This window comes from Streptomyces sp. NPDC030799, assembly GCF_055572255.1.
The window spans coordinates 29,825-53,090 of sequence record NZ_JBVIDS010000019.1 but is presented as its reverse complement, the minus strand read 5'-3'; the positions used below and the strand labels follow the sequence as shown (position 1 = coordinate 53,090).

Sequence of the window (23,266 nt, the reverse complement as noted above, 5' to 3'; positions counted from 1 at the left end):
GCAAACGCTGCCTGGTACGGCACCAGTTGACCTCGGGATCGGGCCCCGTTCGGCTGCTGGTGCCTCCGTCGGCTACCGCATCGACAACGCCATCCGGCCGGCCGCCGCCGCAGGCATGCATACCGCCTTGGTCCACCGAGGACCGTGGGCCACGGTCCAGTGGCCCACGGCGGAAGCTGAGAGGCCCCGACCATCAGGGTCGAGGGTCGGAGCACTGTGCTGACTGATCAAGGGCTTCAACGCGTCATCGGACTGACAGCCGTCTGTCAAGCTACGTCGACGCGCGGTCAGACGAAGACCGAGCGCCCATCACAAAATTTCTCCACGCAGACGATGAGACAGTGAGGCGAAGGCTGCCAGGGCGCTTAGAGTCCCGTATGAGCAGGCCCCCTGGGACGAGAGCCGCCTCCACGCACTCGGTCGTGTTGCCGCCGCTGTACGACGACTTGAACCAGACAAGATCGGTATCGGGCTGGCGGTCGGCGGTCATTTACAGCTCCTTGCGGGCGCGGTGGATCAGACTGGAGGAGGCCTCCATGTCCAACGCTTGTGCGCGCAGGTACTCGAACGCAAGTCTGTATCGCTCAAGTTCTTCATCCTTCTCCAAGAAGAGGGATCCCGTGTGGAAGTCCACGTAGACCACATCAAGGGTCGACTCCCGGCCGGCGATTACGACGAAGCTGCCGAGTGCTGCGGCGTGAGCTCCCTTGGAGAAGGGCAACACTTGCAACGTGATGTGGGGAGACTCGTTGGCCTCAAGCAGCCGGTCAAGCTGCTCCCGCATGATCTGCGGGGAGCCGACAACCCTTCGGATGACGGACTCGTCCAGGATGGCCCACAGGCGAAGCGGCTTCGGTCGGGCGAGGATCTCCTGCCGCTTCATGCGGATGTCGACCAAGCGCTCGATCTCCTCCACACCTAGGGGTACTTCGTTTGCCTTCTGCAGGGCGGTGCTGTAGTCGCGTGTCTGGAGTAGTCCCGGGACGTAGACGCACGAAAAGTGGCTCTCTCCCACTGCTTCGTCCTCAAGAGTGAGCAGCAGGTTCATGCTCTCCGGGATCGAGTCGGCGAAGGTGCTCCACCAGCCCTGTTGCTTCGCGTCCTTCGCCAGCCCGACAACAGCCCGCCGCTCGGCGTCGGTGGCGCCGTACTCCTGGCACAGGGCATCGACAACGATCCACCTCACCGGCCCCGCCTGGGTCTCGTATCGGCTGACCGTTGCCTTCGACACACCGACGAGCAGTCCGGCCTCCTCAAGTGTCAGCCCTTTCCGGGCGCGCAATTTACGCATCATTGCGCCCAGTTGGCGTCGGCGGGTGGTGGTGCGTTCGGTCATGCGGCTCCTTCGCCGTGGTCCGGCCGGCGGCCAGGAAGACGCCCATCAGGCTAGGCAGCTCCAACGCGAGTCACCATCAAGTTCACCCGATCCATTCTCGTGAGAAGTTGCATAGCAAGACTTCTCCTGTGCCATGCTCACTCACAGACCGCTACGCACTGCATCCGTATGGACACGGTCGGCGCAGGCAGGCGCGTGGCTTCGCGAGGAGGAGTAGCCATGCCCGGCCCCGACCCCACCGACCCCCGTTTCCGCTGTGTCCTGCCGTTCGAAGCGGTGCCGACAGAGGTGCGGCTGCTGCGCAGAGCGGCGGCCTCTCAGATGCACCGCTGGGGAATGCCTACCTGCGTTGAGGAGGCGGAACTCCTCGTCACCGAACTGGCGACGAACGTGGTAAAGCACGTCGGTGAGGGAACGTCGGCCACGCTGGTGTTGGAGTGGAGGCTCGATCGTCTCCGGCTTGAAGTCCACGACAGGAGCCCGGCACTGCCCTCGGTCCAGACGCGCAGCTGCGAGGAGGAGTGCGGCCGAGGGCTTCACTTGATCGCAGCACTTGCATTGGACTGGGGCGCAGTGCCGACGGCCGCCGGCAAGGCGGTGTGGTGCGAGGTGTCGGTCGACTCCGGGAAGGACTGCCGGCGCATCGAGCGTGCGGTGGCCGTTCTGGAGTGGTATCAGGCGAAGGCCCGGACTGTGGCGTGGGCGGGACGTAGTGGCGCTGCGGCACTCGACGAGTCAGTAGTCGAATTGATTGCTGACCTGCTCCACTGGACTGCTGCCCGGGGCCAGGATCCAGACGATGTCCTCGACCGTGTTCAGAGGCATTACGAGGCGGAGCTGGGCGGGGCGGCCTAAGCGGTACGGTGTGGTTTGCGCGTTTGCGCAGCGGTCAGCAGCAGGGCTTCAGCGTTACCTGAGGCGCCGGACCTGAGGAGTTCCAGCGCGGTGCGCAGCACTTCGCGGTCGGGCTGGTCCCGTCCATAGATGTGGAGAAGGTCACTGACGAGATCCTCCTGGCCTTCCTGGGTCAGCAGGACGACCAGCAAGGCTGTCTCTGCCGGGCTGTAGGCGTCCGCCGTATGCCGCAGGAGGGCCAGCACCTCATCCGCTTGCCGGCCGTCGCCGCGCAGAGCTTTCGCTCGCCTCGCGACGTTCCGGGCGGCCTCCGTATCAAGTTCAGTCCGCTGCCGGTACCCCGCCTGACGGGGTACCGGCAGCGGAGCGGCGGCCGGAGCGTGAGACGAATGGACTGGTGAGCCGGCTTCGAGGAGGCTGACCCGTTCCCGCAGCGAGGCGGCTTTTCGCTGCAGCACCGTGTACTTCCGCTGGAGGGAACGCAGGCTGTCGGCCTTCGGTGAGGCTTGCTGGCGCAGCGTGTCACGTTCCGCGCGCAGCTCCTCGTTCGCGCTCCTGAGCTGCTCGTTCTCGTTACGAAGCGCGCGTAGTTCTTCGGACGCCGACTCCAGGTCTGCGCTCAGGTGCGTAGCGATCCCACCGTTCTGCTCGGCCGCCGCCTTCGCGTGCAACTGGCACAAGTCGTCCAGGGTTACGCCGACCTTGATGCCCCTCTTCGAGGCGTCAGCGCACGCCTCCTCGAAGAGGATCTCCACCGATCTTCGCTGGGGAAGTGCCTTTCCGCTGAGCGCCCTAGAAAGGGCGCTTTCGCTCATTCTGAGCCGGTTGGCGGCCTCGCCCTGGGTCGGGCTGTGTGTAGGTACACCGGTGCTCTCTGGCGTGATGAGCAGGAGCGGGCAAAGGCGCTGAAGGGCGGAGGCGAGTTCACGCCTTGCTGGTGAAAGGCCACTGTCGATGGGCTTTTCCGCCCATGCAAATGGAGGGCGACTGTTCCTGCTGTACGGCACGCTCTTGAGACCTCCCCGTCCTCCAGCAAGTTGCCCTGCCAGCAAGCCCGTTGCCAGGTGCCTGGTTCATTCTGCCGTAGTGATGGCGGAGTTGTGCTTGCTTTTGGCGAGCAAGGCTTGCTTTGTGTCGGCAAGTGTTCAAAGGGGATTGAATCTCGGCATCTGTCGTGTTCACTGGACGTCAGCCGCTCTTGAGGCGGGGGGTGGTCGCGAGGCGAACGCTTGTGCAGGAATGGCAGTTCTTGTGCCGCTATGCAGTAGTGCGCGCCTTAAGGCCAGATTCAGGTAATTGCCACATGGGAGGGAACGGATGGCTGCGCTGCCGTCTTGGCGGGACACGACCTACGGGGGCCACAAGCTCGGAACCATGGCGCGCGTCGCGCTGTGGCTCATCCAGGAGGTGAAGGAGAACGGCACCTTCACCAAGGGCGACCTGCGGGCCGCGTTCCCGGACGTGGCGCAGATCGACCGGCGCATGCGTGACCTGCGCGACCGCGGCTGGGAGATCGCCACGAGCCGCGAGGACCCGACGTTGCGCCAGCAGGAGCACCGCTTTCGAACCAGGGGTGCTGACGTCTGGATTCCGGGGCAGTCGAAGGCCCCGGCGCACAAGGGGAGCATCACTAACGCCCAGCGGGCCAAGGTGTTCCAGGACGATGGCTACCTCTGCCGTACTTGCGGCGTGACGGGCGGAGAGACGTACGGCGACGAGGGTTTGGAGCAGGCCGTGCTCAACGTGGCGCGTCGGCCGGTCGTTCAGCCGGACGGCAGCGTCGTCCACCAGCTCGTCACGGAGTGCCAGCGGTGCGGCCGGGGCAACGTGGACCGGACCGTGCACATGGCGGACGTCCTGGTGGAGATCGAGTCGCTGGCTTCGGTAGAGCGGAGGGTGTTCCGCGGGTGGATCGCCGCGGACCGCCGGACCCCCAGCGCGCTGGAGAAGCTGTGGGGGCTATACCACACGCTGCCTGCGGACGCGCGCAGGGCCGTGGCCGACAAGCTCGACGGTACGAACGACTGAGACAGGACGGGACGACTACGATGCGCGAGTTTCCGGCCCCGCCGAGGGCGGCCGAGTTCAGCGAACTGATCAGTAAGAAGGTCGAGGAGGTCAAGGCGGCCGGCGGTACGCGGGAGACCGTGACCGTCGACTGGAATGGGCAGCAGGCCCATGTCGAAGTGATTGATCTGCCGCTGAGCAGCCTCTTCCACAACCCCAGCACCCACCGGATCCGGGCCCAGCGCAGCCACGACGCGGAGCGGGATGCGCTGCTGGACAAGGACCCCTGGTGCGCGGAGAGCCAGGACTACCTCAGCTTCCTGCTCAAGGCGGACCCCGAGAACACGAACGTGCGGGACAAGCACTTCGATGACCTGAAAGACAGCCTTAACCAGTTCGGGCAGAACGACCCCGGGCTCGTGACCCGGCACGGGGTGCTGGTGAACGGCAACACCCGGGCCGCCGCGCTTCGCGAACTCGGCGCTCAGTCGATGCGCGTGGGCGTGCTGCCGGCGTCGTTCACATGGGCCGACATCAACGCTGTCGAGCTGTCCCTGCAGCTTCGCAAGGACCACAGGCGTGACTACTCCTTCATTAACCGCATCATCGCCATGGAGGAGCAGGCGGCGCTGGGCCGTACGCCGGAGCAGATCGCCAAGGACTTCCGGATCCAGGTGCGCACCTACCACCAGGAGCGGTGGATCCTCAGCACGATCCGCGAGCTGAACGAGCGGAGCCGCACTGGCGGCGGCAACGGACTGCGCCTGGTGGACTGGGAGGGCGCGACGGAGCGGCTCAGGGAGCTCCACCGGCTGTACGCGAAGCTGGAAACGGTGGACCGCGACCAGGCCGAGGTCCTGAAGGAGCTGCGCCTGGCCGCGATCCTCCTCAACTTCTCCAAGACGGACGTTCGTCACATCGACGAGGAGTTCCTGAAGGCGGGGCTTGAGCGGCAGTTGCCCATGGGCGGTACGACGGCCGCGCAGCCGCAGTCGGTGTCCATCCCCGGTCTGGGCCTGGAGGTGCCCGCCGCCTCCTCCGCCGTCGCTGAGGCCCGGGCGATGAACGACGAGATCCTCCGCACCGCTGCCCTGGTGAGGAACGGAGCCTCGGACCTCGGTGACGAGCGGAAGGCCGCCGCGCAGGACGCCTGGGAAAGCACGAAGAAGGCGTTCGACGAGGCGATCGACGCGGCGGGCCGCAACGCCCGGCTGCGCAAGCGCAAGCAGCTCGCCCCGGCCCGGCTGGCGGAAGCATGCGCGAGCATCGACCAGTGCGTAAGCGACCTGGTACAGGCACGGACCTCCCGGAGCCTGGACGAGGAAGCGTTCGATGACGCGGTGATCAAGCTGCGGGGCAGCCTCCTCAAGCTCGCGCAGCAGGCCGGCCGCGGGCTGCCGCAGCCGGGAGACGGTGTGGCCTGGCTGCTGGAGGCGGTCGCAGCGGAGGGCTCGCGGTGACCAGTCCCGTCAGCGAGAAGTCGCTGCGTCTCGGGTTCGATGAGACCCGGACCAGGGTGGTCCTGCGGACCACGGAATCGTTCCAGCAGGAACTCGTGCAGCTGGCCGCCCGGTTTCGCACCGGCGGCCAGCTCGGCCCTCTGAGTGCCTCGGTCTCCCTGGACGAGCTGCTCGCGGACCTTGCCCTCCTCGGCACCTGGTCCGACCCGGCCGGCGTGGAGTGGGCGGATGACCTGCGTGAGCTGGTATCCGGTGTGGTCCAGGACGCCCACACCGTGCAGCAGCGACTCGCGGGGCGGGACGCACCCGGCGAGGTCGCGCCCGACGACGTGCTCGCCCTTCTCGGCGACACCTGGAAGGGCGAACTCAGCGAGTTCCAGCGCCGCGACATCGCGAAGCTTCTGTCGCTGCAGCACGGTGCGAACTTCAGCGTGCCCGGAGCCGGCAAGACCCGCGTCGCCCTCGCCGTGTACGCCGCGCAGAAGGCCGCCGGCAAGGTGAGCCGCCTGCTGGTCGTCTGTCCCAAGTCTGCTTACGAGTCCTGGCGTTATGAGACCGCCGAGTGCCTCATCCACCCGCTGCGGATCAACGTCCTGGACGGCTCGTGGGACGAGTGGGCAGAGGTGCTCGTGGTGAACTACGAGCGTCTCGACCGGTCGCTGCCCATGCTGGCCGGGTGGCTCAAGTCGGGTCCCTCAATGATCATCCTGGACGAGGCGCACCGGATGAAGCTGGGCGCCCGGGGGACGTACGGGGCAGCCTGCATGGCCCTGGGCCCTCTGGCCGCGCGCCGGCTGATCCTGACCGGTACCCCGGCCCCCAACGGCTCCCGAGACCTGGAAAACCTGCTGGGCTTCGTCTGGCCGGGGCACGGTCAGCGCACGGTGGTGCAGGCGGTGGCTGGCGGTGACCTCGCACACGCCAGCTCGGTCCTCCGGCCGCTGTTCACGCGCACGACCAAGCAGGAACTCGGTCTGCCACCGGTTCAGCTGGGGCTTCGCTTCGTCGACATGCCACCCCTGCACGACGAGATCTACACGGCTCTCGTGGGCGGCGAGAAGAGCGGCACAGCGCGCGACGACCTGAGCAGCCTGGGCAAGACTGCTCTGCGTCTTCTCATGGCGGCTACGAGCCCGGCCCTGCTCCTTGAAGGAGCCAGCCGGTACGAGCCGCTCGCGTACCAACTGCCGCCGCTGGACGTCCCCGAGGGCAGCTCGCTGTACTCCCTCATGCAGAGCCTCCCCGACTACGAGCTGTCGCCTAAGTACCAGGAAGCCATCGCGATCATCGCGGAGAACGCCGCCCAGGGCCGTAAGACGCTGGTCTGGACGACCTTCGTCAGGAGCCTCACCACGCTGGAACGCCTGCTGGAGAAGTACAGTCCGGCTGTCGTCTACGGCGGCACCGCGGACCGTGAGGAGCAGCTCCGGCGGTTCCGGGAGGACCCGGCGTGCATGGTGCTGATCTCGAACCCGGCGACCTTGGGAGAAGGGATAAGCCTGCACCATGTGTGCCACGACGCTGTCTACGTGGACCGCGACTTCATGGCCGGCCGCTTCCTTCAGAGCCTCGACCGGATCCACCGCCTCGGTCTGGCCCCCGACACGGAGACCCGGGTGACTGTCCTGGCGGTGCGGAACTCCATCGACGAGGTGGTCGCCGAGCGCCTGGAGCGGAAGCTCGACTTCATGGGGCGCATCCTGGACGACCCCACGGTGCAGCAGCTCGCTGACCTGGAGGAGGAGCCCTCGGTGGCTGCCGGACTCGCGCCGAGTGACATAGAGGCACTGCTCAGTCACATGGGAGGTCGCTAGGACGGGCCGCGTGCTGCGGACCTCACGGGACTACCCTCTGCGGTGTGTCCCATGATGCCGAATGGGAGGCCCCGGAAGGTTCCTGGGCTTCGTCCGCAGCACGCCGCCGCAACATGCAGGCGATCCGCAGCCGTGACACCAAGCCCGAGTGGCTCATCCGAAGGCTGGTCCACGCGAAGGGTCTCCGCTACCGCGTCGCGGCCCGGCCCCTGCCGGACCTCCGCCGGACGGCGGACTTGGTCTTCCGTCCGGCGAAAGTCGCTGTCTTCATAGACGGCTGCTACTGGCATGGCTGCCCGGAGCATTACGTGCCGCCGAGGACGAATTCAGGTTACTGGTCCGAGAAAGTCCTGCGAAACATGACACGGGACAGGGACACGGACCAGAAACTGAAGGCAGCCGGTTGGTGCGTGCTTCGCTTCTGGGAGCATGAATCATCAGACGCTTGTGCCGACAAAATCGCCCTCACGGTCCTGAGCCGGCGCAAGGGCGGCGCGGGCGGCGGAGACTGAAATCTCAAGTTGCCGCGGGACGTCTGCGACGGGCAGCGCTCCCGCCGGTTCCATCTGGTACTCGGTGAGAAGTTCCTCGCGGTGTTCAGGACGCAGAACAGCCGCAATGGCCCGGCCAACAGCTTCCGCCACCGGGGGCGGGAACGCGTTCCCGACCTGGCGGTAGCGGGCGGTCTTGCGGCCCTGGAACTTCCAGTACTCCGGGAAGCCCTGAATGATCGCGGCCTGAGCGACGGTGAGCATGGGGCCATTGGGACGGAAGAGGTCGCGCTCCGGGACGCAATTCTCGGGGTCGTTCGCGATTCCCATGCCGTCAACTCCCAGGTCTCGCCAAGCACGCTTGGCTCGTGTGGGACCAAGGTCGGCGCCGCCGTGCTTCTTTGACCCGCCTACGAGAGTGGGGGCGACCGTCTTACCCGAAGTGGCTTCTTCCCACCTCTCGAAGATCTGCTGTCCAGTTTTCTCTCCAGGTCCTGCGGGCTGCCCGTGGACATTCTTGTCCCAGAACTCCTCGCAGCGCGCTTTCATGCTGTCGTAGAGTTTCCCTTGGACCGTTGCCGGATCACGCTTCAGCTCTGTGGGCCACCTGAACTTCTGGTCACCTGGGCTTACTGCGCTCTTGTGAATGGCCACCAAAATCGCGCGCGGCCGCAGTTGCGGAACGCCAAAATAGCTCGCGTCGAGACGCCGCCAGACCGAACGCATGATGACGTCCTGCTCAGTCGCAGAAAGGCCTGGATCAACCTCGGGGACCAGATAGCCGAGGCTGCGAAGCCTTTCGAGGATTGAGATCCGGTAGTCAATGAAGAACTCTGGAGGTTCCAGGATTCCTCGCACATTTTCAATCATCACTGCCTTGGGCAGCAAAGCGTCGATGATGTCAAGCGCTGCGGGAAAAAGGTCGCGTTCATCGTCAGGGCCGAGCCTGTGCCCCGCCAAGGAGAACGGAGGGCACGGCACGCCGCCGGCGAGCAGGTCAAGGTCTCCGCGTTTCAAGCCGAGGTCCTTCAGGACATCCGACTCCAGGAATTCCTTGACGTCCATCGGGCGAATGGCGTCAGCCTTCTCCTGGTCCCAGCCGGGCCAGTCGCCCACGTTGGCCCGCAGGGTGGCCACGGCGTGCGGGTCCCACTCCACGAGCGCGCGGTGGTCAAAACCGGCGTTGTGCAGCCCGACGGCTTGCCCACCGGCGCCCGCGCAGATCTCGATCGAGGTCAATGGCGAGGCGAACTTCGGTCGCTTCTGGCCGCTGCGGGGCATGCAGCTCCTCCTGGATGATCATGTACAGGTCGGGAGCAGTGATCAGCGACTGCTCCCCAGCACCAAGAGTCTCGCATTTCCCGCCAGGTTCATCCGAGCGCCGGCGACAGGCTGGCCACCCATTGTCGAACTGGCGCACGATTTTGCCATACCTTGTGCCCAAGCGTGCTGCGCATGCACTCTTTCTCATCCAGGACCGCGCAAGGCCCGCTTGTGTCACACCGTCGGGCCGCCCGCTTCTTGGGCAGTGCCATGCTTCCTCATGCACGCCGGGTGGATTGAGGGCCTGCGGGACGCGCGGGGTGCCTCTTCAGGGGCGCGTGGTCAGTTTGCTGCGCCGTGACACTGCCCATAAGCCGCCCCCGCCCCACACCAGCACTCCGCCCCCCTCTCTGGAGGCCAGGCGACCGCCCTGCCCCGGGCCGCCAGGGTCGTCGCGTACTGCGGCAGCAGCGTCGCATCACCCGGCGACGAGGCCTCTGATGCCGCGAAGGCCTCGTACGACGGGACCGTGCCCGTGACGATGCCCAGGTTGGCGGTGCCCGACATGGACAGCTCGCGCAGGGACGACTCTATGGTCGACAGGTGGGCCTCGTGGGACGGGTACTCCGCGGACAGGGTCGGGTAGGCCGAGAGGAGTTCCGCCATTTCCGGTGCCGGCCAGTGCAGGACCGCCACCGGGAACGGGCGGGAGAGGGCCTCTCGGTAGGCGCCCAGTTCGGCTCGGAGGCGGGAGATTTCCGCCACCAGTTCCGCCGGGTTGTCCGAGCCCAGGGACCAGAGGCGTTTGGGGTCGTGGAGTTCGTCCAGCGGCACCGGGGACGTGTGGAGGGCGTCCGCCAGGGTGTCCCAGGCGTCGTGCGGCAGGCCCCGCATGCGGCGGACGCGGTGGCGGCCGTAGAGGAGGGGGTGCGTGGCGGGCGCCGGGGCCGGGTCCTCCGTCTGCGGCAGGAACAGGGCCGCCGCCTCCGTGAAGGTCTCCTCCGCCGCCTCCAGCTCGTCGTGCGACTCCAGGGACTCCGCGATGATCACCCAGGGGGCCGGGTCGCGGGGCGCGGTTGCCCGGATGCCGTCGATGATCGCTCTCGCCTCGGCCTCGTGGCCGTACTCCCAGAGGTTCGAGGCCTTCAGCGCCCTGACCAGAGCTGGGCTCTCCAGGCCTTCGGCGGACGACAGCAGGCGGTCGTAGAGCGCGGTGGCCGCGGGGCGGTCGCCGGAGAGTTCCAGGTGGGCCGCCGCCCTCAGCAGCAGGGCCTCGGCGTCCTCGGGATACAGTCCGGCGGTCCGCTCCAGGCGTGCGGCTTCGGCGGTGTGGTCGACGTTCTCGGCAGGCGTGTCGGGGCGCATGAGGGACACCGTACTGCCGGGCAGTGACAAAAGTGAGGCGCGGAGGCGGGGCGTGCGAGGTGGGCGGCTGTCTTCGGTGCCGAGCGAGGTCCAGGACGCGGAGTCGGTATGCAGAAGTCGGGTGGGGTGGCCGAGAGGGCGGGCTGAGGACGAGGGGGAGCAGAACGCCCTTCCGCTGCCGTCGGCCCTCACACGGTGACCCCGTCGATCCGGAGCGTCCGCACCGGTTGCGCCGCGAACGGCACCGAACACCGTCTTCCCGGACACGCATGTGTCCGAGTGGGGCGCGTACAGGTCCGTGCCGCCCGTCGTCACTGTTCCAGCGGGGGACCAGGCCGGCCGGGCCGCCGGTCACCGAGGAGAAGCGGGAGAGGGCGAAGGCCAGGGTCGTGGCCGATGACGAGATGCTTGCCGCCCTCCAACTCGCCGCGGACACAGGGGAGTACGGCCGACTGCACCGCCGCGCCCAGTGGAGCTGCCCCGAACCCCTGCGGCTATGGCGAGTTGTACGCGTTGCGCCTATCGTGCGGGCGGCTCCCGTGGAGGTGGATGCGGATGCCGGTCCGGTCGGGCGTGCGGGTCGTACGGCACAGCGATCGGCGCAGGCGTGCCCGGCGCCGACGGGTGCTCTGGGGTGGGGGCGAGGTGCTCGTCACCCTCGGGGTGCTGCTCATGCTGCTGGTCGTGCACCAGCTGTGGTGGACCAACCGGGAGGCCCGGCGCGGGGCCGAGCGGCAGGTGGAGGCGCTGGAGCGGGAGTGGGCCGGCAAGGGCTCCGGGGGCGGCGGCACGGACGTGCCGTCCTCGGCCGCTGCCTCGCCCACCGCCCCCGCGGCGGCCACGGACTCGTCCCACCCCCGTACGTCCCAGCCGTCGTACGTCCCCGTCGTCCTGCCCCGGCAGTCCCAGGCGTACGCCGTCCTCACCATCCCCCGGCTGGGCCTGCGCGTTCCCGTCGCCGAGGGTGTGAGCAAGGCCGACGTCCTCAACAAGGGGTACGTCGGCCACTACCGGGGGACTCAGCAGCCGGGCCGGGCGGGGAACTTCGCGCTCGCCGGGCACCGGAACACGCACGGCGAGCCCTTCCGGTATCTGCCCGGGCTGCGGCGCGGGGACGACATCGAGGTGGAGACGCGGACGGCGACGTACACGTACGCCGTCGACCAGATCCTGCCGCAGACGTCGGCCACGGACTCGGGGGTCGTCCGGCCGGTTCCGCGCTCCCTCGTCCGGCCGGCGTACGGGTACGACGAGCCCGGCTACTACATCACCCTGACCACCTGCACCCCCGAGTTCACCTCCCGCTACCGGATGGTGGTGTGGGGGAAGCTGACGTCCATGCGGCCCCGCTAGGGGGTGTCGTCGGATCATCCCGGCGTCGCGGGCCCCGGCACGCACATCTGCCGCGTTGTCGTCACTCGCGGGTGGCTGCCGGAGCCGCTGGAGACGGAGCCGGCCCGAGCCCCCGGGCGTGGCTCATGAGGCCCCGGAGCCGCCGCCCCGGAGCAGGTCGACGCCCATCCGGTCGGTGCGGTCCGAGAGGCCGCCCAGCCGGTGCACCACCACCCACCGGCCGTCCGCCATGGCTCCGGCGAAGACCGAGGCGTGCCGGGTCGCGCCGTTGTGCCAGACCAGCGCGCCGGTCGTCTGCCAGGAGGGAGCGGGATCTCCCAGCCGCCGCTCGACCGCCAGCCGGACCAGCAGATCGGCGACCGCGCGCGGGGTGGCCCACAGGCCGCCCGCCGGGAGGATCGCCCCGTCCATGGTCCAGGGCCTGCGCTCCCTGCCGAACAGCCCGGGGGCGAGCAGACGCCGGCCGGGGTCGGGCCGGACGCTCACCTCGTCGACGTCCAGTGGCCGCAGGACGTGCTCGGCGAGCAGTTCCTCGTACGGCGCACCGGCCGCGCTCACCAGCGCCGCGCCCAGCACGGCGTACCCGAGATTGGAGTACTCCTCCTGCTGTCCCGGTGGCCGGACCGCGACCTCGTCCAGCCGGCCGAGCAGCCGGTGCAGGGCGGCATCGTCGAACGGGGCGTACGGATCGCGGCCCCCGGTGCCGGGCGGGAGGCGCGGCAGTCCCGAGGTGTGCTCGGCCAGGTGCCGCAGTGTGATCCCGGTGGGGGGTACGGCGGGGAACCAGCGCTCGACCGGGTCGTCGACGTCGAGCAGGCCCGCGGTGGCCATGCGCATGAGCACCGTACCGGTGAGCACCTTGGTGAAGGAGCCGATCTCGACGAACCGGTCTGCCGCGTGACCGTCACTGACCCGTACGGGAGATGCGTCGCTCAGGACGCAGGTGGGAGTGCGCGGCACGTGGGGGTCCTTCGGGGTGTGGCGGGCGGTGTCGTCGGGCCGGTGGGCCCCGCCCATTGTCGGTCAGGGGCCGCGGCGGCTCGTCCGTCAGGGGCCGCGGAGCGTGCTTTCTCTCATCACCGGTCGCTGTACTGCCTGTTCCCGCTGGTCAGGTATAAAGGGCAGGGAGACGTCGGCAGTTGTGACCGCGGGGAGGGGAGTCGAGTGGTCCGCAGTCTTGCGCGGTCGCGTGCGCTCGCCCCGCTGCTGCTTCTGCTGCTGCCGGTCATGCTGCTCGACACCGGCAATCTCTCCGCGACCGTGGCCCTCGCCGCGACCGCCGCCGCCGGATCCGCGCTCGCCCTCTGCTCCCTGCTCACCGCACGCTCGGCGCCCGCCGTCCCGCCCACCCGGGTGCGTACGGCGATCCGCGACCGGGCCCGCCGCACGGCCTTCCTGCCGCAGCGCGATCCCGACGCGCCCGGCCGGCGCCGGCCCAGGGCACCCGGACAGGCCCTTCCGGCGACCGCCGCGTAGGGCCCGTCCGTCTTCTTCGTACGTGACCCCGCGCGGGTCGTCATGCCGTTGATCCACTCCGTTCCGGCACGACGAGACCCCCGGAGGGCTCACCCATGTCCGTCTTCTCCGTCTTCGCCCGCCTGGTCGAGCAGCTCGCCGACCTGCTCCAGCCGCTCTTCCACGCCTCCGCGGCCGCCGCCGCGATCGTCCTGTTCACCGCGCTCGTACGGCTCCTCGTCCACCCCCTGTCCCGTGCCGCCGCCCGCGGCCAGCGCGCCCGCGCCGCACTGCAGCCGAGGATCGCCGAGCTGCGCGAGAAGCACGCCAAGGACCCGCAGCGGCTGCAGCGGGCGGTGCTGGAACTGCACGCCGAGGAACAGGTCTCGCCGCTCTCCGGCTGCCTGCCCAGCCTGCTCCAGCTGCCCGCCTTCTTCCTGCTGTACCACCTCTTCTCCAGCTCCACGATCGGCGGCGGGAGCAACGGCCTGCTCGGCCACCGGCTGTTCGCGGCGCCGCTCGGCGCGCGGTGGTCCGACGCACTCGCCGGGGGCGGGGTGTTCGGCCCGGCCGGGCTGGTCTACCTCGGGCTCTTCGTGCTCGTCGCGGCCATTGCCACCTTCAACTACCTGCGTACCAAGCGGACGATGGCGGCCAACCCTGCCGTCGCGGTGGGCGCCGGGGGCGGTGAGCAGGTGCCGGGGCTCGGCGCGGTCAACAAGGTCATGCCGTTCATGTCCTTCTTCACCCTCGTCACCGTGGCCGTCGTACCGCTCGCCGCCGCGCTGTACGTCGTCACCAGCACGGCGTGGAGCGCGGTGGAGCGGGCCGTGCTGTACCGGTAGGAACGTGCGGTTACGGTCCAGTACGTGAACAGGGTCTTGCGGAGTGGACAGCGGGATTGGAGGATCGGCCAGTCCTCCGATGGCTGCACACATCGGTCCGGGCGCCCCGCGATCGAGGGAGATGTGACCATGAAGCTGCTGCGAGTCGGTCCGGCAGGCGCGGAGCGGCCTGCGCTGTTCGACGACACCGACGACACCCTCAGGGACCTGTCGGGCATCGTGGACGACATCGACGGCACGCTCCTCGGCGACGAGGCGGCGCTCGCCCGGGTACGCGCGGCGCTCGACTCGGGCGAACTGCCTCACCTGGATGCGACGGGGCTGCGCATCGGGCCGCCGCTCGGCCGCATCGGGAAGATCGTGTGCATCGGGCTCAACTACCACGACCACGCCCGCGAGACGGGTGCCGAGCCGCCGGCCGAGCCGGTGGTCTTCCTCAAGGCGCCGGACACGGTGGTCGGGCCGAACGACACGGTGCTGGTGCCGCGCGGTTCGGTGAAGACCGACTGGGAGGTCGAGCTGGCCGTCGTCATCGGGCGTACCGCCCGCTGTGTGGAGTCGGCCGAGGCGGCGCTCGGGCATGTCGCGGGGTACGCAGTGGCCCATGACGTGTCCGAGCGGGAGTTCCAGATCGAGCGCGGCGGGACCTGGGACAAGGGGAAGAACTGCGAGACGTTCAATCCGCTGGGGCCGTGGCTGGTGACGGCGGACGAGGTGCCCGATCCGCAGGACCTGTCGCTGAAGCTGTGGGTCAACGGGGAGTTGAAGCAGGACGGTACGACGGCCCAGCAGATCTTTTCCGTGGGCGAGGTCGTGCGGTACGTCAGCCGGTTCATGACGCTGTATCCCGGGGACGTGATCAATACCGGGACGCCGGCGGGGGTGGCCATGGGGCAGCCCGAGCCGAAGCCGTACTTGAGGGCCGGGGACGTGGTCGAGCTGGAGATCGCCGGGCTCGGCCGGCAGCGGCAGGAGTTGAAGGACGCCTGAGGGGGCGGGGCTGCGCGAGTTCGGCGGCCGGGGGTCCGCCGCCGCGCAGTTCCCCGCGCCCCTCGGGGTCGGTCCGCTCACGCCAGGAGAGAAGCCAGGCGGCGCCACTCCTGCCTCGGGAGGGCGTCGCGCTCGCCCCCTGTCACCACCTGGAGGGCCAGGTGGTCGGCGCCCGCCTGGTGGTAGGTGTCGATGCGCTCGCGGATGCGGTTCTCGTCGCCCCAGGCGAACAGGGCGTCGACCAGCCGGTCGCTGCCGCCTTCGGCCAGGTCGTCCTCGGTGAAGCCGAGGCGCAGCCAGGTGTTGGTGTAGTTCGGCAGGGCGAGGTAGAGGGCCAGGGCGCCGCGGGCCAGGGTGCGGGCGCGATCCGGGTCGGTTTCGAGGACCACCTTCAGCTCCGGGGCGAGCAGCGGGCCCTCGCCGAGGATGCCGCGGGCCTCGGCGGTGTGTTCCGGGGTGACCAGGTACGGTACCGCGCCCGCCGCCCGGTCGCTGGACAGCTGAAGGGTCTTCGGGCCGAGGGCGGCCAGCACCCGGCGGTCCGCGGGCACCCCGGCCGTGTCCAGCGCGTCGAGGTAGGAGACCATCGCCGCGTAGGGACGGCGGTACTGGTCGGCGAGCTTGGCGTGGCTCACCCCGAGGCCGAGCAGGAAGCGGCCGGGGTGGGCCTGGTCCAGCTCGGCGAAGGCCGCCGCGCTCGACTCCGCCTCGTGCTGCCAGATGCTCTGGATGCTGGTGCCGACGGTGATGTGCCCGGTCGCCTCCAGCAGCGGTACGGCGTTGGCCGCCGAGCTGCTGCCGCCGAGCCAGAGGGCGCCGTAGCCCAGCGCCTCCAACTCATTGGCCGCCTCGCCCAGTTCGCTGCGCCGGGCGGGGTCCTCCGAACGCAGGCCGACGCTCCAGATGCCGTACCGGCCGATCCTGTCCTTGAGTGCGTCACTCATCGTGCGATCCCTCCGCGGGTGCCGAACCTTGATCGTCAAGCGTTACGGCCAGTGCAACCGGAGGGACCGCCCGCTTAATCCCGCCGGCCGCTACCGGTCGAGGAACGCCTCCAGCGCCTCCACCACGAACCGGTGGTCCTGCAGCTGGGGAAGGCCGGAGACGGTGACCGCGCCGATGACGCCGGCGTTCTCGACGCGGATCGGGAACGAGCCGCCGTGGGCCGCGTAGACGTCGGGGTCCAGGCGGGAGGAGTCCTCGAAGGTCGTGCCCTTGGCGCGGAAGCGGGCGCCGACCAGGTAGGAGGAGGCGCCGTAGCGCTCCACCACGCGGCGCTTGCGGGCGATCCAGGCGTCGTTGTCCGGGGTGGAGCCCGGCAGGGCCGCGTGGAAGAGCTGCTGCCCGGCGCGGTGGATGTCGACGGCGACCGGGGCCTGGCGCTCCCGGGCCAGCTCGACGAGGAGCGAGCCGAGGGCCCAGGCGTCGTCGTGGGTGAACTGCCGGAGGACCAGGCGGCGTTCCTGCGCCTCCAGCTCCTCGACGGACGGGGTCAGCTCCGGGGTGTCCCTCGGGGTGACCTGCGGATGGCGCTGAGGGTGCTGCTGGTGCTGCATCAGAGGGTCACCGTCACCTTGTTCAGGGCGGACCTGCGGGCCGCTTCCAGTACGTCCAGGGCGGCGGCCGCCTCCAGCGCCGTCACCGGGTTGGGGCCGGCGCCGGTCAGGGCGCGCGCGACGGCCGCGTAGTAGGCGGGGTAGTCGCCGGGGAGGGTCGGTACGGGGGTGCCGCCACCGGTCACCGGTGACTCTCCGGCGCCGATACGGCCATAGCAGGACTCGGGCTCGGCGCCCCACTGCGGACCCGGGCGCAGGCCGTCGCGCAGGGCCGCCTCCTGCGGGTCGAGGCCGTACTTCACATAGCCGGCACGGGAGCCGAGCACCCGGAAGCGGGGGCCGAGCTGGGCGGTCGTCGCGGAGACGTAGAGGTGGGAGCGGACGCCGTTCGCATGGGTGAGCGCGATGAAGGTGTCGTCGTCGGTCTCGGCGCCGGGGCGGCGGCTGTCCGTCTCGGCGTACACCTCGGTGGCCGGGCCGAAGAGCACCAGGGCCTGGTCGACGACATGGCTGCCGAGGTCGTAGAGCAGACCTCCGATCTCTGCCGGGTCGCCGGACTCGCGCCAGCCGCCCTTCGGCTGGGGGCGCCAGCGCTCGAAGCGGGACTCGAAGCGCCATACGTCGCCCAGGTCGCCCTGGGAGAGCAGCCGGCGCAGCGTCAGGAAGTCGTTGTCCCAGCGGCGGTTCTGGAAGACCGACAGGAGCAGGCCGCGCTCCTCGGCGAGGGCGGCCAGGTCACGTGCCTCGGCCGCCGTGCCGGCGACCGGCTTGTCCACGACGACCGGCAGGCCCGTCTTGAGAGCGGCGGTGGCGAGCGGGACGTGCGTCCTGTTCGGGGAGGCGATGACGACCAGGTCCAGCCGGTCCGCGCGCTCGAACAGCTCCTCGGGCGTGGCGACGGGCGTCACGTCGGGGAACTCGGCGCGGACCTGCTCCTGCCGCTGCGGGTGGGAGGTGACCACGGTGTCCAGGGCGAGACCCTCGGTGGCGGCGATCAGCGGGGCGTGGAAGACGGAGCCGGCGAGGCCGTAGCCGATCAGGCCGACGCGGAGGGGGGTGTCAGTCGTGCGTCCTGTCATGACACCCACTTTCGCAACGCTGTTGCCAAAGTGCAAGCGGTGGGGACAATGGGTGCCGTGGACAGGACGAGGGCGAAGACGCGGGCGAGGGCGACGACGGGGTCGGGGAGCGCGGCGGGGAGCGGTGGGCCCGCGGGGGCGAATCTCGGCGTGGTGCGCAGCCACAACACCGCGCTGGTGCTGGGACTGCTGCGGGACGCCGGGGCGGGGGGCATCAGCCGGCTCGAACTGGCCGAGCGGACGGGGCTGACCCCGCAGGCCGTCAGCAAGATCACCGCGCGGCTGCGGGAGCAGGGGCTCGCGGCGGAGGCCGGGCGGCGGGCGTCGACGGGCGGCAAGCCGCGGACCGTGCTGCGGCTCGTGCCGGACGCCGGGCATGCGGTGGGGGTCCATCTGGACCGCGACGAGCTGCGGGTGGTGCTGGTCGATCTGGACGGGACCGTGGTGGGTGAGCGGCGGGCCGCGCTGGATCTGGGGGCCGGGGCGGAGGCTGTGCTGGGGGCGGTCGTCGGCGCGGTGGAGGGCGTGGTGCACGACGGGCTCGGCCCGGGTGCGAAGGGGCTCACCGGCGCCGGGGCGCCGGCCGGCGCGGGGACGCTGCTCGGGGTGGGGGTGGCGTTGCCGGGGCCGCTCGACCATGCGCGGGGTGTGCTGCACCGGGTCACCGGGTTTCCCGAGTGGGACGGCTTTCCGCTGCGCGACGCGCTCGGGGAGCGGTTGCGGGTCCCGGTCGTGGTGGACAAGGACACGAACGCGGCGGCGCTCGGGCTGTCGGCCGGGGGTGAGGGCGGATCCTTCGCGTATCTGCATCTCGGTACGGGGCTCGGCGCCGGGTTGGTGATCGGCGGACGCGTGCACCGGGGGGCGCGGACCGGGGCGGGGGAGTTCGGGCACCAGGTGATCCAGCTGGACGGGCCGCTGTGCGAGTGCGGGAACCGGGGGTGCGTGGAGGTGCTGTGCCTGGCGGCGGTGGCGCGCGGGGAGAACGGGGAGGCGGCGCGGGTGCTGGGGGTGGGGGCGGGGAATCTGGTCGGGCTGCTGGACATCGATGTGGTGCTGCTCGGGGGGCGGACGGTCGCGGCGGCGCCCGGGGTGTTCGCCGGGGGCGTCCGGGAGGTTCTCGACGCCCGGGCCCGGAGGGAGGGGGTGCTCGGCGGGACGGTGCCGGTCCGGGTTGCCCCGGGCGGGGAACGGGTCGTCGCCGAGGGTGCGGCGCAATTGCTGCTGGGGCCGCTGTTCGGGCGAGGGGACGCCTGAGGCAGCCGGCCGGGCGCCCTGCGCTGTGGCCGGCCGGTGGCTGGGCCGCTTGCCGGCGCCGGCGGGCGGCCGGCGGGCACCGCCCCGGTGGCCGGGCTGCTCGCAGCGGCGGCGCAGTGCAGTCGACGGCACCGCAATCCCGGGGGCGCGGGTGGTGTCGATGTGCGGCCCCGCCGCGATGGAAGTCCCCCCGGGTTCGAGTGAAGCCGGGAACGTGGGGGAGCGACCAGCCGCAAAGCATCCGCAGAACCGCCTCCTGTCCGCCCCGCATGACGCGTCGCGGGCACCTCGGCACGTGGACCAGGGCCGCCCTGGGTACTCGGTGCGCCGGCCTTTCCGCAGGGCGAGGAGGCACCACGTGCACGCGACCAGGACGAGAACGATCGCCGCTCTGCTGGCAGCCGCCGCGTTCTGCCTCGCGGTGCCCGCCCAGACCTCCGCCGGCACCGGGGCGCCCCGCACACCCACCCCCTTCTGCGGCACGGACCGGGCTTCGGGCCTCGGGGTGTCGGCCACCGAGAACGTGCCCTGTGCCGGCGCGCTCCGGGCGGCGGCCGCCTACACCAAGGTCTGGCACGGCACGAAGGGCGCACCCGTCGAGGTGCGCGCGGCCGGGGCCACGTGGAAGTGCCAGGAACGCCAGGGCGACCCCAACCCGTACCAGCAATGCGTCGACACGCAGGACGACACCCGGATGGTCCTGCTGTCCTCCTGATCCCGCACCCCGGAGGTTCATCCCATGGTGTCCGTACGTCTGTCGGCGGCTGCGGCCGGTGCCGTGCTGCTCCTCGTGTTCTCCCCGGCGGCCCATGCCGCCTCCGCGCGCAGCACGGACATTGCCTGTGACCGGGCCGTCGCAGCCGCCGACCAGGCCCGACTCGACTACGAAGCCCTGAAGACGGGCATCGAACGCCGGATCGCCGATGGAGGCCATCCGGACCAGTCCGAGCTGCAGGCGCTCCGGGACGCCGACGCCCAGCGCGTCGCGACGGCCTCCCAGGCCCAGCGCATCTGCGGTTCCTGACGCACGGGCAGCGCAGCTCCGATCGGGCGGAGTTCCGGCCCGCCGTGGAGTGGCGTCCGCGGTCTTCGCGCGTGACCCGGCATGGTCATGTGTTCATGCGACTGTGCACGTCCCTGTCCCTCTGCCTTGCCGCAGCCGCCGCCGTAGCCGTGCCCGTGTCGTCGCCGGCACCCGCCTTCGCCGGCACGCCCCCCGCCTGCGTCGGCGCCGACGCGCACTCCTTCCCGCTGACCTCCCGGATCCGCGGCGGCCCGGACTCCTACGAGGCGGGCGGCGGATACGGCACCTGGTACCTCGACCTCACCAACACCACCCGCCGGACCTGCACCGGCGTCCACCCGGTGGTCGTCCTCGTCGACGACAAGCGCGCCCTGAAGCCGGACCAGCCCGAGCTGGAGTTCTACGACGGCCCCCGGGCCCGGCCCGTGACGTTCGAGAGCACCGACGAGCACGAGCTGGTCGGCGTGCTCGACGGCGAGGGGTTCGACGGGTTCGCCGTACCGGCCGGCGGGACCGTCAGCGTCAAGCTCAGACTCGCGCTCCGCTCCGACGTCGCCGCCGACCGGGTCACCGCCACCGCCGCCGTGGTCCAGCGCCGGGGTGACGACGGGGACTGGGTCGGGGAGTCCAACGCGTACCGGTTCGGAATCAGCGGTCAGGACGGCGCGGACCCACCGCCGGACACGACGCCGGACCCGACGCAGAACCCGACGCAGGGCGCGACGCCGGATCCGGACGGTACGCAGGAGGGCGGCGGCGTGGGGCCCAGCGCGTCCGGCAGCCCCCCGTCCGCACCGGGCACCGGGACCACCGCCACCGCCACACCCGATCCGTCCGTGACGCTCGCCCAGGAGGCCCAGGAGGCCCAGGAGGCCCAGGAGGCCCAGGAGGCCGAGGAAGCCGGGGACGCCGGGGACGCCGTGGCGTGGACCCGCGAGCTGGCACGCACCGGGCCCGGCCGCGCCGGCGGGCTGCTCCCGGCCGCCGCCGTGCTCCTCGGCGCCGGCGCAGGAGCGTTGCTGCTGGCCCGCAGGCGCCGCTGAGCCGCGTACCGGGGTCCGCTGGGGCGGCACCCGTCCGGTCTGCGACGATCCCTGCGTGGACTACCCGAACGACCAGGCCCCCGGCGCGCCCGTCCGCTCCGGCATCCCCGAGCACGGCCGCATCCCCAAGTACTACGCGGTCAAGGCACGCATCGCCGCCCTGCTGGAGGAACTCGGGGAGGGCCGCGTCATCCCCACCGAGCGGGACCTCGCCGAGCGGTACGAGGTCGCCCGGGAGACCGTGCGGCAGGCCGTGCGGGAGCTGGTGCTGGAGGGCAGGCTGAGGCGGCGCGGCCGGGGGACCGTCGTCGCCGGGCCCAAGCTCGCCCAGCCGCTGTCCCTCGCGAGCTATACCGAGGGCGTGCGCAGGCAGGGGCGCGCCCCGGGTCGTACCCTCGTCACCCTCGACCGGTTCCCGTGCCCGGACGCGCTCGCCGCCGAGACCGGGCTCACCCGGGGCGAACCCGTCTGGCACCTGGAGCGCGTGCTGCTCGCCGACGAGGAACGGGTCGGCCTGGAGAGCACGTACGTGGCCGTCGCGCGGGTGCCGCGGCTGGACAGCGACTTCGACCCCGACTCTTCCTTCTACGGCTACCTCACCACCCAGGGCGTCTCCTTCGGCGACGCCGACGAGCGGATCGAGACCGTGCTGGCCACACCCCGCGAAGCCCTGCTCATCGGCACCCCGCCCGCCCTGCCCATGCTGCTGATCCACCGGATCTCCCGGGACACGGAGGGACGGCCGCTGGAGCGGGTGCGGTCGCTGTACCGGGGCGACCGGTTCTCGTTCACCACGCATCTCAAAGGCTGAGAAATCCACCCATGGACGGCCTCCATTGTTGTCACGAGAAGATAACGGGTCTAGCCCAAACGCGATGGGTCGTTCACGCTCTCGTTGTCAGCCGGATGTTTCCGGTTCCCGGATCGCGAGGAGCGTTGCCGCCGTGAGAGTGACAGTCGTCGGAGCAGGCGTGGTGGGCACCATGCACGCCTGGCATGCAGTGCAGCGCGGCCATCGGGTCGTCCAGATCGAGCGCGAGGCCGAGGCGCGCGGCGCCTCGCTGCGCAACTTCGGGCAGATCTGGGTCAGTGGCCGCGCCGGCGGAGAGGAGCTGGAGACCGCGCTGCGGGCGCGGGAGCTGTGGGAGGGCGTCGGTGCGCGGGTGCCGGCGCTGGGCTTCCGGCCCAACGGATCCCTGACCCCCGTCCGGGGCGCTCTGGAGCTCGCCGTCGCCGAGGCCGCCGTGGCCCGCCCGGACGCCGCCGCCCGCGGCTACAAGCTCCTGACGCCGGGCGAGGCCCGCGCCCTCAACCCGGCCCTGCGGGGCGACTTCACCGCCGCCCTGTACTGCGAGCGGGACGCGGCCGTCGAGCCCCGCACCGCCCAACTCGCCCTCCGCGCCGAGCTGTTGAAGTCCTCGAACTACACCTTCCTGCCGGGTCGGGAGGTCCGCGAGGTGGTCGGCGCCGGGACGGTCCGCGACGACCACGGGGATGTGCACCGGGCCGACGCGGTCGTCCTGTGCACCGGCGCCTGGCTCGGCGGACTGGTCCGCGAACTCGCCGGCCCGGACCTGCCGGTGCGCCGCGTCCGCCTCCAGATGATGCAGACCGACCCGCTCGGCGAACCGCTGACCACCTCGGTCGCCGACGCCGACAGCTTCCGCTACTACCCGGCCTACGCCTCCCCGGCACTGGACGCGCTCAACGACGGACAGCCGCAGCCGGAGACCGCCGCCGCGCACCGGATGCAGCTGCTCATGGTGCAGCGCGCCGACGGCGGCCTGACCGTCGGCGACACCCACGAGTACGAGCACCCCTTCGCCTTCGACACCGTCGAGGAGCCCTACGAACACCTCACCGGCGTCGTCGAGTCCCTTCTCGGCCGGCCGCTGCCGCGCATCCGCCGCCGCTGGGCGGGCGTGTACGCGCAGTGCACCGAACCCGGCCGGGTGGTGCACCGCGAGCAGGTGCGCGAAGGGGTGTGGCTGGTCACCGGGCCCGGCGGGCGCGGCATGACCTGCGCCCCCGCGATAGCCGAGACCACCGCGAACGAACTGGGCTGGTGAGCAC

General features: G+C 70.6%; 24 protein-coding genes and 1 pseudogene. 16 read left to right on the top strand and 9 right to left on the bottom strand.

All coding sequences use genetic code 11. The annotated features are described in order from the left end of the window. Nucleotides 1–67: 67 nt before the first annotated feature. A pseudogene (locus tag ACZ41I_RS37415) lies at nucleotides 68–204 on the top strand (haloacid dehalogenase); the annotation flags it as partial. A gap of 67 nt (nucleotides 205–271) precedes the next feature. Here ACZ41I_RS37415 and ACZ41I_RS37410 read toward each other — a convergent pair. Then, nucleotides 272–490 carry a DUF397 domain-containing protein gene (locus ACZ41I_RS37410; protein ID WP_468516255.1) on the bottom strand — a complete coding sequence of 73 codons (219 nt, stop codon included), beginning with the start codon at nucleotides 488–490 and terminating at the stop codon, nucleotides 272–274. After that, complete coding sequence (locus tag ACZ41I_RS37405) at nucleotides 491–1,336, bottom strand: helix-turn-helix domain-containing protein (protein ID WP_468516254.1); 846 nt, start codon at nucleotides 1,334–1,336, stop codon at nucleotides 491–493. Nucleotides 1,337–1,555: 219 nt separating this feature from the next. Between ACZ41I_RS37405 and ACZ41I_RS37400 the strand changes: the two genes are divergently transcribed. Further along, nucleotides 1,556–2,191, top strand: a complete 636-nt coding sequence (locus ACZ41I_RS37400; protein ID WP_468516253.1) for an ATP-binding protein — start codon at nucleotides 1,556–1,558, stop codon at nucleotides 2,189–2,191. On the opposite strand, the gene ACZ41I_RS37395 is transcribed toward ACZ41I_RS37400, so the two are convergent. Then, complete coding sequence (locus tag ACZ41I_RS37395) at nucleotides 2,188–2,946, bottom strand: hypothetical protein (RefSeq protein WP_468516252.1); 759 nt, start codon at nucleotides 2,944–2,946, stop codon at nucleotides 2,188–2,190. The two genes, ACZ41I_RS37400 and ACZ41I_RS37395, sit on opposite strands and share 4 nt — an antisense overlap. Nucleotides 2,947–3,565: 619 nt before the next feature. Here ACZ41I_RS37395 and ACZ41I_RS37390 point away from each other — a divergent pair. Genes ACZ41I_RS37390 through ACZ41I_RS37375 form a run of 4 tightly spaced genes read left to right on the top strand, consistent with a single transcriptional unit; the run spans nucleotide 3,566 to nucleotide 7,984 of the window. Then, nucleotides 3,566–4,219, top strand: a complete 654-nt coding sequence (locus tag ACZ41I_RS37390) for a hypothetical protein (RefSeq protein WP_468516251.1) — start codon at nucleotides 3,566–3,568, stop codon at nucleotides 4,217–4,219. A gap of 20 nt (nucleotides 4,220–4,239) precedes the next feature. After that, the gene (locus ACZ41I_RS37385) at nucleotides 4,240–5,658 is read left to right on the top strand and encodes a hypothetical protein (RefSeq protein WP_468516250.1); all 1,419 of its coding nucleotides are present in this window, start codon (nucleotides 4,240–4,242) and stop codon (nucleotides 5,656–5,658) included. Then, on the top strand, nucleotides 5,655–7,472 hold the full coding sequence (locus ACZ41I_RS37380) for a DEAD/DEAH box helicase (protein ID WP_399768641.1): 1,818 nt from the start codon (nucleotides 5,655–5,657) through the stop codon (nucleotides 7,470–7,472). Before ACZ41I_RS37385 ends, ACZ41I_RS37380 begins: the two co-directional genes overlap by 4 nt. Before the next feature lie 44 nt (nucleotides 7,473–7,516). Continuing rightward, nucleotides 7,517–7,984 (top strand): very short patch repair endonuclease, encoded by a 468-nt coding sequence (locus ACZ41I_RS37375; RefSeq protein WP_171155861.1) that lies wholly within the window; start codon nucleotides 7,517–7,519, stop codon nucleotides 7,982–7,984. On the opposite strand, the gene ACZ41I_RS37370 is transcribed toward ACZ41I_RS37375, so the two are convergent. Beyond that, the gene (locus tag ACZ41I_RS37370) at nucleotides 7,910–9,244 is read right to left on the bottom strand and encodes a DNA cytosine methyltransferase (protein ID WP_468516249.1); all 1,335 of its coding nucleotides are present in this window, start codon (nucleotides 9,242–9,244) and stop codon (nucleotides 7,910–7,912) included. The two genes, ACZ41I_RS37375 and ACZ41I_RS37370, sit on opposite strands and share 75 nt — an antisense overlap. A gap of 324 nt (nucleotides 9,245–9,568) precedes the next feature. Then, complete coding sequence (locus ACZ41I_RS37365) at nucleotides 9,569–10,591, bottom strand: hypothetical protein (RefSeq protein ID WP_468516248.1); 1,023 nt, start codon at nucleotides 10,589–10,591, stop codon at nucleotides 9,569–9,571. A gap of 549 nt (nucleotides 10,592–11,140) precedes the next feature. Between ACZ41I_RS37365 and ACZ41I_RS37360 the strand changes: the two genes are divergently transcribed. Further along, complete coding sequence (locus ACZ41I_RS37360; protein ID WP_468516247.1) at nucleotides 11,141–11,944, top strand: class E sortase; 804 nt, start codon at nucleotides 11,141–11,143, stop codon at nucleotides 11,942–11,944. 123 nt (nucleotides 11,945–12,067) lie between these two features. On the opposite strand, the gene ACZ41I_RS37355 is transcribed toward ACZ41I_RS37360, so the two are convergent. Further along, nucleotides 12,068–12,904 (bottom strand): serine hydrolase domain-containing protein, encoded by an 837-nt coding sequence (locus ACZ41I_RS37355; RefSeq protein ID WP_468516246.1) that lies wholly within the window; start codon nucleotides 12,902–12,904, stop codon nucleotides 12,068–12,070. A gap of 204 nt (nucleotides 12,905–13,108) precedes the next feature. Here ACZ41I_RS37355 and ACZ41I_RS37350 point away from each other — a divergent pair, with 204 nt between their 5' ends. The 3 genes from ACZ41I_RS37350 (at nucleotide 13,109) to ACZ41I_RS37340 (ending at nucleotide 15,234) form a co-directional block, all read left to right on the top strand. Next, complete coding sequence (locus ACZ41I_RS37350; RefSeq protein WP_363216211.1) at nucleotides 13,109–13,420, top strand: DUF6412 domain-containing protein; 312 nt, start codon at nucleotides 13,109–13,111, stop codon at nucleotides 13,418–13,420. Between the two features lie 95 nt (nucleotides 13,421–13,515). Further along, nucleotides 13,516–14,244 carry a YidC/Oxa1 family membrane protein insertase gene (locus tag ACZ41I_RS37345; RefSeq protein WP_468516245.1) on the top strand — a complete coding sequence of 243 codons (729 nt, stop codon included), beginning with the start codon at nucleotides 13,516–13,518 and terminating at the stop codon, nucleotides 14,242–14,244. Nucleotides 14,245–14,373: 129 nt separating this feature from the next. After that, the gene (locus ACZ41I_RS37340; RefSeq protein ID WP_399768655.1) at nucleotides 14,374–15,234 is read left to right on the top strand and encodes a fumarylacetoacetate hydrolase family protein; all 861 of its coding nucleotides are present in this window, start codon (nucleotides 14,374–14,376) and stop codon (nucleotides 15,232–15,234) included. A gap of 77 nt (nucleotides 15,235–15,311) precedes the next feature. Here the strand turns inward: ACZ41I_RS37340 and ACZ41I_RS37335 are convergent, their stop codons facing one another. From ACZ41I_RS37335 to ACZ41I_RS37325, 3 genes are all read right to left on the bottom strand, one after another. Beyond that, on the bottom strand, nucleotides 15,312–16,178 hold the full coding sequence (locus ACZ41I_RS37335; protein WP_468516244.1) for an LLM class F420-dependent oxidoreductase: 867 nt from the start codon (nucleotides 16,176–16,178) through the stop codon (nucleotides 15,312–15,314). Nucleotides 16,179–16,268: 90 nt separating this feature from the next. Next, on the bottom strand, nucleotides 16,269–16,790 hold the full coding sequence (locus tag ACZ41I_RS37330; RefSeq protein ID WP_468516243.1) for a heme-degrading domain-containing protein: 522 nt from the start codon (nucleotides 16,788–16,790) through the stop codon (nucleotides 16,269–16,271). Then, nucleotides 16,790–17,869 carry a Gfo/Idh/MocA family protein gene (locus ACZ41I_RS37325; RefSeq protein ID WP_468516242.1) on the bottom strand — a complete coding sequence of 360 codons (1,080 nt, stop codon included), beginning with the start codon at nucleotides 17,867–17,869 and terminating at the stop codon, nucleotides 16,790–16,792. Before ACZ41I_RS37325 ends, ACZ41I_RS37330 begins: the two co-directional genes overlap by 1 nt. Before the next feature lie 48 nt (nucleotides 17,870–17,917). Between ACZ41I_RS37325 and ACZ41I_RS37320 the strand changes: the two genes are divergently transcribed. From ACZ41I_RS37320 to ACZ41I_RS37295, 6 genes are all read left to right on the top strand, one after another. Next, the gene (locus ACZ41I_RS37320) at nucleotides 17,918–19,126 is read left to right on the top strand and encodes an ROK family transcriptional regulator (RefSeq protein WP_468516300.1); all 1,209 of its coding nucleotides are present in this window, start codon (nucleotides 17,918–17,920) and stop codon (nucleotides 19,124–19,126) included. A gap of 358 nt (nucleotides 19,127–19,484) precedes the next feature. Beyond that, a complete protein-coding gene (locus ACZ41I_RS37315; RefSeq protein WP_399768662.1) occupies nucleotides 19,485–19,841 on the top strand; it encodes a hypothetical protein in 357 nt (118 codons plus the stop codon). A 24-nt stretch (nucleotides 19,842–19,865) separates the two neighbouring features. After that, complete coding sequence (locus ACZ41I_RS37310) at nucleotides 19,866–20,150, top strand: hypothetical protein (RefSeq protein WP_468516241.1); 285 nt, start codon at nucleotides 19,866–19,868, stop codon at nucleotides 20,148–20,150. 95 nt (nucleotides 20,151–20,245) lie between these two features. Further along, nucleotides 20,246–21,193 (top strand): hypothetical protein, encoded by a 948-nt coding sequence (locus ACZ41I_RS37305; RefSeq protein WP_468516240.1) that lies wholly within the window; start codon nucleotides 20,246–20,248, stop codon nucleotides 21,191–21,193. A 55-nt stretch (nucleotides 21,194–21,248) separates the two neighbouring features. Then, complete coding sequence (locus ACZ41I_RS37300; RefSeq protein ID WP_468516239.1) at nucleotides 21,249–22,004, top strand: GntR family transcriptional regulator; 756 nt, start codon at nucleotides 21,249–21,251, stop codon at nucleotides 22,002–22,004. 133 nt (nucleotides 22,005–22,137) lie between these two features. After that, nucleotides 22,138–23,262: a TIGR03364 family FAD-dependent oxidoreductase gene (locus ACZ41I_RS37295; RefSeq protein ID WP_468516238.1), complete on the top strand. Its 1,125-nt coding sequence runs from the start codon at nucleotides 22,138–22,140 to the stop codon at nucleotides 23,260–23,262. Nucleotides 23,263–23,266 lie beyond the last annotated feature (4 nt).